Annotated in this window: 9 protein-coding genes and 2 rRNA genes (1 of these 11 only partly in view); 4 read left to right on the top strand and 7 right to left on the bottom strand. The window is 40.7% G+C overall.

Going from position 1 to position 12,564, the window contains the following annotated elements; all coding sequences use genetic code 11:
• The first annotated feature begins 41 nt into the window (after positions 1-41).
• A complete protein-coding gene (locus IPM34_03790; GenBank protein MBK8954662.1) occupies positions 42-743 on the top strand; it encodes a hypothetical protein in 702 nt (233 codons plus the stop codon).
• A gap of 60 nt (positions 744-803) precedes the next feature.
• The gene (locus IPM34_03785; protein MBK8954661.1) at positions 804-2,261 is read left to right on the top strand and encodes a T9SS type A sorting domain-containing protein; all 1,458 of its coding nucleotides are present in this window, start codon (positions 804-806) and stop codon (positions 2,259-2,261) included.
• A 45-nt stretch (positions 2,262-2,306) separates the two neighbouring features.
• Here IPM34_03785 and IPM34_03780 read toward each other — a convergent pair whose 3' ends face one another.
• On the bottom strand, positions 2,307-3,305 hold the full coding sequence (locus IPM34_03780) for a DUF2279 domain-containing protein (protein ID MBK8954660.1): 999 nt from the start codon (positions 3,303-3,305) through the stop codon (positions 2,307-2,309).
• Positions 3,306-3,970: 665 nt separating this feature from the next.
• Positions 3,971-5,284: an adenosylhomocysteinase gene (locus tag IPM34_03775; GenBank protein ID MBK8954659.1), complete on the bottom strand. Its 1,314-nt coding sequence runs from the start codon at positions 5,282-5,284 to the stop codon at positions 3,971-3,973.
• Positions 5,285-5,457: 173 nt separating this feature from the next.
• Here IPM34_03775 and IPM34_03770 point away from each other — a divergent pair, with 173 nt between their 5' ends.
• A complete protein-coding gene (locus IPM34_03770) occupies positions 5,458-6,465 on the top strand; it encodes a glycosyltransferase family 9 protein (protein ID MBK8954658.1) in 1,008 nt (335 codons plus the stop codon).
• A 16-nt stretch (positions 6,466-6,481) separates the two neighbouring features.
• On the opposite strand, the gene IPM34_03765 is transcribed toward IPM34_03770, so the two are convergent.
• On the bottom strand, positions 6,482-7,516 hold the full coding sequence (locus tag IPM34_03765) for an alkane 1-monooxygenase (protein MBK8954657.1): 1,035 nt from the start codon (positions 7,514-7,516) through the stop codon (positions 6,482-6,484).
• Between the two features lie 117 nt (positions 7,517-7,633).
• On the opposite strand from IPM34_03765, the gene IPM34_03760 reads away from it, so the two are divergent.
• Positions 7,634-8,779 carry a T9SS type A sorting domain-containing protein gene (locus IPM34_03760; GenBank protein MBK8954656.1) on the top strand — a complete coding sequence of 382 codons (1,146 nt, stop codon included), beginning with the start codon at positions 7,634-7,636 and terminating at the stop codon, positions 8,777-8,779.
• A 334-nt stretch (positions 8,780-9,113) separates the two neighbouring features.
• Here the strand turns inward: IPM34_03760 and IPM34_03755 are convergent, their stop codons facing one another.
• The 4 genes from IPM34_03755 to IPM34_03740 all read right to left on the bottom strand — a co-directional run.
• Positions 9,114-10,076 (bottom strand): transposase, encoded by a 963-nt coding sequence (locus IPM34_03755; protein ID MBK8954655.1) that lies wholly within the window; start codon positions 10,074-10,076, stop codon positions 9,114-9,116.
• A gap of 62 nt (positions 10,077-10,138) precedes the next feature.
• Positions 10,139-10,492 (bottom strand): hypothetical protein, encoded by a 354-nt coding sequence (locus IPM34_03750; GenBank protein MBK8954654.1) that lies wholly within the window; start codon positions 10,490-10,492, stop codon positions 10,139-10,141.
• A gap of 271 nt (positions 10,493-10,763) precedes the next feature.
• Positions 10,764-10,876, bottom strand: a 5S ribosomal RNA gene (rrf, locus tag IPM34_03745).
• Between the two features lie 116 nt (positions 10,877-10,992).
• Positions 10,993-12,564: ribosomal RNA gene (locus tag IPM34_03740) — 23S ribosomal RNA — on the bottom strand; it runs 1,319 nt beyond the window's last position.

Here is a 12,564-nt window from a genome sequence, read left to right as displayed (position 1 = left end):
CAGGGTAAACCCTGATTTTCTTCACTTTTAACTAAAAAAACTTGACATTCACAACCGTTGTTTCAATACCTCAGGTAGACACATTCAGTTTCACCCACACAAATGGTATTATTTCAACCACGGAACAATCTCGAATAGACAGTATGGTCCAGGAGATTATTGATGAAGGAGCAGATCCTAAAGTGATTGATTTAAATTTAAGAAATAACCTTGTGGAAGTAATGTCTAATGTCACTAGCGAACTTTCATTCGGATTTCAGGATTCATTGCGACCAAATGGTGGCTTAAAAAATAACGGGGCCATCATTCCAGGAAATTGGTGCAATGGTTCAACTGACCTAGGAGGTGGAGGTTGTGGCAGGGTTGCTAGATCATTTATGAACATAGCGCAACCCAATAATCTCCTTTACTTTAAAAATATTAAAGAATTTGGAGTTATTGGTAGTTGTTATAACGACGTTTATGATGATTGGGCATTTGGCTTAATTGAAGTTTCTGATGTTGACTTTTGGCATTATAAACAAGACTGTGAAAATAGCAAACCACTTTGTTTAACAGCACAAGACCAACAAGACTATCTTGATGTTCTCGAAGAAATTGAGGATTCTTATCTGCCACAAGGTTACATGAGAATTGGTTTTAATATTGCTAGCTATAATTTCTTTCCAAGTTATCCATATTATAACTATTATTGGTATTTTTACTATAAGGTTGGAATTCCGGTTTACGATAACAATGAATGAACAAAAATTAACTACCAGTGCACACAACTGACGTGCACTGGTTTTAAAATCAATTAATCTATGAAGACAATAAATTTAATTTATTCCTTTATATTTCCCTGGCTTACTCTCGCCCAAGATCTGAGATTAAATGTTTCTGGAGATAGTTTCGATAACTATTTTCATCGCAGTTATTTTCTGAATGGAGAAGTCTTTCTTAATTCCATTTTTTCTATTGGTTCAATCAGACCTATGGGAAATTGGAATTTGGAAGAGATCGGATTTAGTTGGCTATTTACTGAGAATACTTATCCACTAGGCATCCTATCAACAAATGGAAATGAATCAACCGCACTCGTAATTAAAGAAATTGAAAATAATTACAAGATTTTTTCAATCTCCATAAGTCGAATAACTAAACAAGTCACCTACATTGATAGTTTGAATATTTCAGGACCATTGGATGGCTATTACCATACAAAGGCATTTAAACATCAAAAAACTAATTACATGTGTATAAATTTCATCAAAGGAGGTTTGCCAGTAATTAAGATTTTATTGTTAAAAATAGATGATTCTGGAAATATAGCTAATCCAATTGAGATTGATCGTGGCCCTTTAACAGAACCCGCTCCATTGCTATTTCATCACAGGTGGATTCATCAGGTTGTTCCAATTTCTGAGAACAGATTTATAATTACTGGTGCAAATCAATTAGTTTCTATTGTTGACACAAATTTGAATATTGTATTCCGAAATTCGTTGAAATTATTTGATCCCATAATTAATGGCAATGTTACTGCCAACAGACCTGAATTGTTTGTTCACGATTCCACAACAATTTATGCTGTAGACGCAGTACCGTACAATATTCCTAATTTCTTTGAACTATTAACATATAGTATCAAATACAAAGCCGATTCCATTTATATGGATTCTTTTTCCATTAATTCAAATCCTGATAATATAATGAAATTGGACCCTTCACTTACACCTGGAGAAAATGGATACTATTATACCGTTGTAAATGAAGGGGAAGAATTAGGTACTTTTAAAGTGAGTTCTCCTAGTTATTTTAACGTTTCCAAATTTAACGGTATAAATGAAATTTGGAGGAAGCGATATGGTGGAGACTATTACTTCAGAGCATTGGATATCATCTATTTTGATTCTTGCAAATTATTGATCTCAGGAAGTATTTTTGACTACTTCAAGAATGGGTTGCATCAGGGATTTTATACGGTACTTGATTGTAACGGAAATATCTTGTTATCTAATTTAGAAATCGATGAGAAATTATATTTCATATATCCCAATCCCAGCTCAGGGATCTTTAATACTAACTTTTCAGATAACTTTCAGAACTATGAAATTTTAATTTGTGTTTACGATATAAATGGACGTGAGTTAAAAAGACTAAAAAAGTTAACCACTCCTGAAATGATGATCGATTTAAACGACTTAAACAACGGTTTATACATCTTGAAATTCATAGATAGGGGTAAAACTTATTCCAATTGGATCCAATTGATTAAGTGATGATCATATCATTTTGAGTCTTGCGAAATTTCTCACTAAAGTATTTTAAAAAAACACCCAATGCCCCTTCCATTTTCCACTGCTGTTGTATTCCAACGCAGGTGCAGGAATTTTTATAATGTTAACCAGATGAAAAATCGTTTTCAAAAAGGCATTGTTGGTTTTGATTTTTGTGAAATCGATATCGAGCGACAAATAATATTGCCTTTCTCTGGGTATATGTTCAAGATCGTAATGGATGTTGTTTTTTACCCAATAATTCTTAAATCCACCATAAAGTCCGTTGGCACCATAACCCAAAGATATGTTTAACCAATCGGGCCATGCAGTCCATTGCTTGTTGAGCAGATTCTCCGGACTCCAGGACAACCAAAACGTTTGTGCATTGTAATCCTTTAAAGCACTGTTGAAATATCCGTTACCAAAAAGTTCTAAAGCACGGTCTTTGAAACTATAACCGGGTTCCAACTTTATTGGGTCATCGGAATACTTCTGCGGCCAGGAAGAAATTTTGATCTTTATCTTTTGCTCAGACCAAAGCAACTGCTGCGCTGTAAAAAAACCGGCTCCAGCAAAATTCGCTGCCATGTCCGGCCAACTGAATCCATAATCCTTGCTGAATCCATCCATGACTTCTATGGTGGATTGAAATAACAGGGACATTGAAGTGCTCCAGATCAGCGCATGATTTTCATTGTAACCACACCAGCGCGCAGCCCGGTAAACATAAGCTGACTGAAAATAGGCGTTGAACACATGAGCGGTTTTATCTACCTGCAACCACTCCCGGTGATCGTTGAAATAGTGGAATTTGCCTAAACCGTTTTTGCTGTACCAGGCATGGTATAAACTCAGGGAAAATGCTGCATACGTTGCCGTAGCAAATCCTCCTGCCAGGAATGCCCGGTTGGAATTGAATGTGACTGAAGGTGTTAAAAAGTCATCAAACTTATTCTGACAATCAACATTATTGACTTGAAATAAAGTCAGATAAACTATGAATTTGAGTTGAAGCGCATTTGAAAAGAATACATTGTTTTTCAAATCAACAAGTGTTTTAAAGGAATCCAATGATCAAGGTCATGGCTTATCGAATCAGAATTATTAGCACTTTTTAATGCCTGCTTAATTTGTCTAAATTTGGTTTCTAAGTCCAAATTTAGACAAATTGCATAAAAAACATCTACCGATTCATTGGATCAGCTTGGTTATTTGGGCAGTAAATGATCAGTGTTGTTAAATCTTTAAGGAGTACACCAACATTGCGTTGTCTTTGCCTCATCCCCAGCCCTTCTCCACGCCAGTGGAGAAGGGAGCTATTTCAATATGCGAAAAACTTTCCTTTACAAATCCCCTCTCCATCATAATGAGGGATCAGGGGTGCGGACTTCATCCCCCTCCCCTGGGATCAGGGGTGCGGACTTCATCCCCAGCCCTTCTCCACATCTGTGGAGAAGGGAGCTATTTCAATATGCGAAAAACTTTCCTTTACAAATCCCCTCTCCATCATAATGAGGGATCAGGAGTGCGGACCTCATGCCCAGCCCTTCTCCACATCTGTGGAGAAGCAGTTAAGAATTTATCGGGATGACGCGGAGAAGGGATCAATTTCATTATTCGAAATATTTATTTCTATGATTCCAAATGATAGCAAATGGAACATGGCTGATGTTCAGAACAACACCGAAAATCTAAGAATCAGGCAAATATTAGTACCTGTAGTGCTCTGTTTTATATGGACCATCCTTGTGTACGCCAATGTACCCGGCTTGCTTGTCGTTGAGCTCTTCCAGTTCGACGCCGATCTTAGCCAGGTGCAAACGGGCTACCTGCTCGTCCAGGCTTTTTGGAAGAGTATACACTTTGTTTTCGTATTTGGTGGAATGGTTCCACAATTCGAGTTGTGCAAGACACTGGTTGGTGAAAGAATTGCTCATCACAAACGATGGGTGGCCGGTGGCACATCCCAGATTGACCAGACGACCTTCTGCAAGCAACAGAATGTCTTTTCCATCTACGTTGTATTTATCTACCTGCGGTTTGATTTCAACTTTTGAATCTCCATAATTCTGATTCAGCCAGGCTACGTCGATCTCGTTATCGAAATGCCCGATGTTGCAGACGATGGTTTTGTCTTTCATCTTGCGAAAATGTTTCTCCGTAAGGATATCACAATTGCCCGTAGCGGTAACTACAATATTGGCCAGCGGGATGGCCGTTTCCATTTTTAAAACCTGGAAGCCGTCCATCGCAGCCTGTAAAGCGCAGATCGGATCGATTTCTGTTACGATCACCCGGCAACCTGCCCCACGTAAAGATGCGGCCGATCCTTTGCCCACATCGCCATATCCAGCGACAATAGCAACTTTTCCAGCCATCATGATGTCGGTGGCGCGACGAATGGCATCCACACAGGATTCTTTACAGCCGTATTTATTGTCAAATTTTGACTTGGTGACGGAATCGTTGACGTTTATACAAGGTAAGGGCAGCGTTCCGTTTTTCATGCGGTCATAAAGGCGCATAACACCCGTAGTTGTTTCTTCGGAAATGCCACGAATCTCGCCGACCAATTCCGGGTAGTGATCCAAGACCATATTAGTCAGATCACCCCCGTCATCGAGAATCATATTGAGGGGTTTGCCATCTTTAAAGGCAAACAAAGTTTGTTCGATACACCAGTCGAATTCTTCGTTGTTCATACCCTTCCAGGCAAACACCGGAATTCCTTTCGCAGCAATGGCTGCCGCAGCATGATCCTGCGTTGAGAAAATATTGCACGAAGACCAGCTGACTTCAGCGCCCAATTCAATCAAAGTTTCGATTAAAACTGCGGTTTGAATGGTCATGTGAAGGCATCCGGCAATTCGGGCTCCTTGGAGAGGCTTGCTTGCCCCGTACTCAGAACGCAATGCCATCAAACCTGGCATTTCGGCTTCTGCCAATTCTATTTCTTTCCGGCCCCAATCGGCCAGTTGAATGTCTTTAACGCGATATTTTAAGTGGGTGGCTACCTGCTCCATTTCTTTAAATTTTTCTCAAAGGTATAAATAAACAATGTATTGGGTAAACGCTTGATAACCAATTTGGTTGAATACTTTTGTTAATAAATTTTGAAACAAGTTAGATCGGTAAAAAGCCTTTGAAAAAGCTAGCTTAAAATGGCTTATTATTGTTGCGGTTTGAAACTAAAAAAATGGCATCCATACTTATCATACAGACTGCTTTTCTGGGAGATGTCATTCTCAGTACATCCCTTGTCGAAAGCTGGAAGCAGAAATACCCCGAAGATTCCGTCGATGTCTTGGTGCGCAAAGGAAACGAGTCCGTGTTTGCTAACCATCCCAAAATCCGTGAAGTATTGATATGGGATAAAAAGAAAAATAAGCTGCGCAATTTGTTTGCATTGATTTTTGAGATCAGGAAGCGTTCGTATGACCGGGTGATCAACCTGCAGCGTTTTGTATCAACGGGATTGCTTACCGTTTTATCTGGTGCAAAAAAGACCATTGGCTTTCATAAGAATCCGTTTTCTGTCTTTTTTTCTCAAGTTGTTCGACACGAAATCGGAAAAAGTCAAAATGTACATGAAATCGAACGCAACCATCAACTGATAAGTCATGAAACCGGACTGAAGCCTGCATTGCCAAAGATGTATGTTCCAGATTTACAAACGTTCGTTAGTTTGGTTACGATAAATGGGCCTTACATCACCGTTTCGCCGGCATCCGTGTGGTTTACCAAACAATTACCCGCAGAGATCTGGATTCATTTTCTTTCCCAGTTGCCGGATCATCTGCAGATTTTCCTGTTGGGAGGTCCGGACGATAAAATCCTGTGCAATGACATCAGCAGACAAGTGCTGCAAAAAAAGCCTTCGACAAGCGTCCAAAACTTATCCGGATTGCTGGGCATTCCACAATCAGCGGCATTGATGAAACATGCACTGATGAACTATGTAAACGATTCTGCACCGCTGCATATGGCTTCTGCTGTGAATGCTCCGGTCTGTGCTGTTTTTTGCAGTACCATTCCGGAATTTGGCTTCGGACCTTTATCTGATCATGCACACATCGTACAAAACACTCTGAATTTGAAATGCAGGCCCTGCGGGCTACACGGAAAAAAGGCTTGTCCTGAAGGACATTTTAAATGTGCGAAGGATATCAGGGATGAGCAGTTGCTGGAAGTATTAAATGCATAATATTTCGGAATAAATGTTAGATCCTCAATCTTTTATTCATCACTGAAAACCACAAATTTGGAACAAGGGCCATCAACATGCAGGCCGGGTATCCAAATGGAAGTTGCGGGGCTTGTTGGATGCTGTCGAGATTCTGATATTTCTCCTGCGCATGGAGATGATGATAGGGATGTCGCGTAAGCTCATATAGAAAGATTCTTCCGATTGGATGATCAGAGTTCCAGGAATGGACGTGTGAAACGGGTTCGATTCTTTCCTCATCGATTGGTTTGCGCTGCAAACCATAATGTTCGATGTAATTGATCGTCTCCAACATACAGATGGATATCAAAGCTATGACGAAGGCTGCCATTACACCCCAGACTCCAACAAAGATATAAATGACAATGAGGTAAAATAATTGGATGAGGGATTGAAGTAACACACGATTGAATTTATGGAAGAGAGGCAATCCTTTTTCAGACAATCTCCTGTTCTCCAATTTCCATGCGTTTTTATAAACGCCTATGATACTTCGCATCCAAAATGAATAGAGTGCTTCGTTTATTCGGGCAGAGGAAGGATCTTTATGTGTGGCTACATATTTGTGATGCCAATGATTGTGTTCATCTGTAAAATGCATGTAAAGGCTGGGTAACAATAATATCTGAGCAGCTAATTTTGAAAAGTTTGAAGATCGGTGTCCCAATTCATGGGCTACATTGATGCCATGTACGGCCAATAAAATTCCCATATTGATAAGGTTAGCCCATAATTCCCATTGGGAAAATGCGCCTTCTGCAAGCCTATAAAAAAAATAAATCAATAAGCCATAGAGTACAGGAATATTGAGATACAATAAGACATCAAAAAACAGTAGATGTTTCCGTTTAGCTTTGGATGGAATCCCTAAATTTTGATGTTTAGGCTTTAGCTTTAATTCCAGCAGGGGTAAAATTACAAATGCCAGATAAAAGCTACCAGGAGAACAATAAGATTGAACATGCAAACCGATGAGTCCAAATACCGGCATAAGCCACACCCATAAATATTTTAAGTCCTGAATTCGCATATTTGAATTGGTCAGCAATTTAAAACAGTCTGTTATGAGGTACAAGTTTTACAAAAAGAATTCCAGAAACTTCCACGGATACGCGTTAGATTTGGGAACACAATTTATACACTGATCATGAAAGTATCCGTCCAATATTGTTTGACCCTCATTTTAAGCTTTGGTGTTATGGGTCATGCCATTTCGCAAAAAACGATTAAAACCACGCTGATTCACAATCAACTGATGCGTAGTTTTTCATTTTACATTCCGGCATCCTATACACCGGGAAAGTCCACAGCACTGGTATTCAATTTACATGGATACAGTTCGAATGCCGACCAGCAGGAATTTTATGGTGATTTCAGAAAAATAGCAGATACTGCCGGATTTATTATTGTGCATCCAAACGGAACGGTCTTTCCGCAATCCGGACTGCAATTCTGGAATGTCGGATTGGTAGGCAACAGCAATGTGGATGATGTGGGCTTTCTTCATGCCATTATCGATACACTCGCTACAGCTTATTCGATTGATGCGGATCGCATTTACAGCACCGGAATGTCGAATGGCGGCTTTATGAGTTATCACCTTGCATGTCTGAGTGATCGCTTTGCTGCCATAGCTTCCGTTACGGGCTCAATGACATCACTTACGCAGGTATTGTGTAAAAATGCAAAACCGATTCCCGTTATGGAGATCCATGGTACAGCCGATGCTGTGGTGAACTACAATGGAAGTAATGGCATCTTATCCATACCCGAAGTATTAAATTTTTGGATACAAAAAAACGGACTGGATCCGAATTCGGTGATCAAAACGGATGTACCTGACCTTAACACGAATGATGGAGCAACGGCAGAGCACTATTACTATCCGGGGCAACACGAAGTGGAGCATTACAAAGTTTTGAACGGTGGGCATACCTGGCCGGGAACGCCCTTTGTGATTGGTACAACCTGTCAGGACTTCAGCGCCAGTGAATTGATCTGGAAATTTTTCAATAAACATAAAAGGCAAACAGTCGGCACAGAGGAGTCCGAAAAAATTGCACTCCGCATCTATCCCAATCCAGCGCAGCATCAGCTGTTTGTAGAATTTAAAGAGTTCAAGAACAAACCTCTTACCCTTGTCATCAGAAATTCAACAGGTATGCCCGTTCGGCAGGTTAAAATGACTGAAGCTTCATTTTTACTTGACACTCAAATGTTGCCTTCCGGTATTTACTTTATACAATGTTTAAGCGGAAAGGAAACGATTTATACAAGCTTTCTCAAGCTCTAAGCTTTTAAATAAAAGGGAAAGTGTTTATTCTGGATTTATCGGATCTTACCATGAAGGGATTAACCATCGATACTAACAATTGTTAGTTTTGGTTGCGGAACCTTTTCAGATAGAGACTTTAGAGCTTCAGATCTTAAAGATCCTATCGTTTGCACAATGAATACCTGGGGAATTTCGGTAAATTCATAGCTTAATCAATCCATTTTTGGAAAACAGAATAATATACTGAAATATTTTTTATTAAATGTTGACAAGTAGGTCAAAGTTGTTGAAAAGCTGAATTTTTCAGACAGCTCCGCCTGGGTTATGTTTATAACTTTAGATTAAATATGAATTACGCAGGCTTTTTTGTTTGCCTTGATCTAAGTATTCTTTTTCCTATGTCTACTGCATTAGCGGTATGGATGCCGAAGAAAATGCAAAGAATTTCATTAGCTTCAGTTCTGGCTTTTATTTTTGATAACCCATAGTGATCTTTCTCAGTTCCGAATGAACCTTCTAATCTGGTTGCTCTTTCTTTAGAAAGTAAGGATTGCATTTGACTGCGCTGGGGTTCTAGTGGCCCTGGTCTGCCTTTAGGTGTAAAATTTGTTTTAATATTCTGGCTTGTACAATAAGATCTGTTTTTATTGGTGGCATAGATTTGATCCGCCGCTATGTGAGTGCACTTCCCTGTGAGTTTTCTTACTAAAAATATACTTTGTTCTAATCGAGTGCCTTCATTAAAGGCATCGAAGCTTAGGTATTCTATAAAATTGATACCATCAATCTGAACACAGTTCACCTTAGCTCCAAATTCTACGATCTTGGTTTCCTTTCCCCGAACAATTGGGCGAAGATAATTTTTAGCAATACTTACTATCCTGTCCTTAATAGGCAATCCAGTTTCAAAGCGTTCCTGCTGCTGACTCAGGATAGTCTGAATCGTTTGAATCCTCTTGGCATAGGCAGCAGGTAAAACAAGATCACGTGTGGATGCTATTTGGTAAACTTGTTCTATTTGACTCAATAACTTATTGAGTAGATAAAGTAATGCGCGCTTTCTAATTTGAGCTTGCTGATACGTCTTCTTTCGTTTCTTCTGATAGGATAGGTACTTATCTTGCTGTTCCTTGAATTTTGACCGTGGTATTCGCTGTTTAGACTGCTTGCAAATTCTCTTCATTTGACCATATGTCCATTCGCAGCACTCCCATAATAGTTTTACGTCGGTTGGATATCGAAGTTGCGATTCATAACATGTTGCATCAACCAAACCTATATGTACATCCTTTAAATGGGGTTTCCAGTGTTTCATAAGTTCAATCTGAATTTCATCCAACGACAATGCCTGTGCCAGTTCACACCGGATTTGACTGATTATTTTTTATCCTTGATTTGATCTTCAGGTCTCAGATAAATTCCACAGAAAAACTGTATAACATAATCCGTATTCAGGCGATCTATGATCTTGGAATCTGAATACCCCAGGTATTGCTTTAAAAACATCAGCGCAATCTTGCCTTGTATACTAAAAAATGATTTTCTACCCCTTTGGTTCTTCCTGCGCAGATTCTTTCTAAAAATTTGGCACAGATTATCCCAAGGAATTGCCTGATGGATCAGTCCTAATTCACTTCTTAAAAAGGACTGATAATATGTGTCAAACCTTTGATCGGCACTCTCGAAATTAATTTTCAGAATATTATTCTGAATGCTTATTAATTTAGCCACATTATTTTATTTAAACTTACCCTGAATTTACGCAAAAAGTGCTGAATTCAGGGTTTTTTATGGCCTTTATTTTTTCACATTCCGTTAATTTCTAAGTACTTAGATTTTTACCGAAACGCCCTACCTGTATAACGAAGATGCAGGAGGATATCTTCCTAAGAGAACGAATAGACCATTGCTCCGTTCAATCCTGGCAATCTTATAATCCGGATAATCCTGTGATTTCTGTAAAATAAAAAAGCCCTGACACAACGTGCAGGGCTTATGAAAAAAAAGGCGGCGACCTACTCTCCCGGATTTGCGTCCAGTACCATCGGCGCAGAGGGGCTTAACTTCTCTGTTCGGAATGGGAAGAGGTGGAACACCCTCGCTAAAACCACCTAAATCTTGATCCCGGTAAACGGGAATATTTCTTTGGGTATTAACGCTCGTTAGCATTATTTCTAATGTAGAGGTTCTTTAAAAAAAAGGTTGGAAGAGGAAATGAGATGAAGATAAAAAAAAGGAAGTTACGGGGTAATTAGTACTACTCAGCTTAACATATTACTACGCTTCCACCTGTAGCCTATCAACGTAGTCGTCTTCTACGACCCCATATAACACTCATCTTAAGGATAGCTTCGCGCTTAGATGCTTTCAGCGCTTATCTAGTCCGTACATAGCTACTCTGCGCTGCACCTGGCGGCACAACAGATACACTAGCGGTACGTCCGACTCGGTCCTCTCGTACTAGAGTCAGCTCCCTTCAATGTTATAACGCCCACCACAGATAGAGACCGAACTGTCTTGCGACGTTCTGAACCCAGTTCACGTGCCACTTTAATCGGCGAACAGCCGAACCCTTGGGACCTTCTCCAGCCCCAGGATGTGACGAACCGACATCGAGGTGCCAAACCTCCCCGTCGATATGAGCTCTTGGGGGAGATCAGCCTGTTATCCCCGGCGTACCTTTTATCCTTTGAGCGATGGCCCTTCCATGCGGAACCACCGGATCACTTTAGCCAACTTTCGTTCCTGTTCGATCCGTCGATCTCTCAGTCAAGCGCCCTTATACTAATACGCTCTACGCATGATTACCGACCATGCTGAGGGCACCTTTGCAAGCCTCCGTTACTCTTTAGGAGGCGACCACCCCAGTCAAACTACCCACCACACACTGTCTCCGTCGGTTGACGGATTAGAACCTAAATATAAAAAGGGTGGTATTTCAACGTCGACTCCACGACCACTAGCGTGACCGCTTCAAAGTCTCCCACCTATCCTACACATCTTATATTCAAGCACAATGTGAAGCTATAGTAAAGGTGCACGGGGTCTTTTCGTCCCGTGGCGGGTAACCGGCATCTTCACCGATACTTCAATTTCACCGAGCTCATGGCTGAGACAGTGCCCAGATCGTTACACCATTCGTGCAGGTCGGAACTTACCCGACAAGGAATTTCGCTACCTTAGGACCGTTATAGTTACGGCCGCCGTTTACTGGGGCTTCAGTCAGAACCTTTGCTTGCGCTGAGCTCCTTCCTTAACCTTCCAGCACCGGGCAGGTGTCAGACCCTATACGTCATCTTTCGATTTTGCAGAGTCCTGTGTTTTTGTTAAACAGTCGCCTGGGCCATTTCTCTGCGCCCCTACATTACTGGAGGGGGTCTCTTTTCCCGAAGTTACGAGACTAATTTGCCTAGTTCCTTAGCCATGACTCACTCGAGCGCCTGAGGATATTCTCCTCGAATACCTGTGTCGGTTTGCGGTACGGGCTGTACTTATCTGAAGCTTAGAGGTTTTTCTTGGAAGTATGCTTGGAACCACTATCACATCACCCCGAAAGGATCAGTGTACTATCGTGTTTCGACTCACCGGTGGATTTGCCTGCCGGATCAACGCCTACGCACTTCAACCAACTATTCCGTAAGTTGGCGGGTTTTACGCTGCTTCGTCACCCCATCGCAATAAGCACAGGTGCCGGAATATTAACCGGCTTGCCATCGGCTTCGCCTTTCGGCTATACCTTAGGACCCGACTAACCCTGATCTGATTAGCATAGATCAAGGAAACCTGATTCTTACGGCGTCCCG

The organism is Saprospiraceae bacterium (assembly GCA_016716185.1).
Taxonomy (GTDB): domain Bacteria; phylum Bacteroidota; class Bacteroidia; order Chitinophagales; family Saprospiraceae; genus Vicinibacter.
Note: the sequence above shows the minus strand (reverse complement) of the source record. Positions and strands in the feature narration are given on the sequence as shown.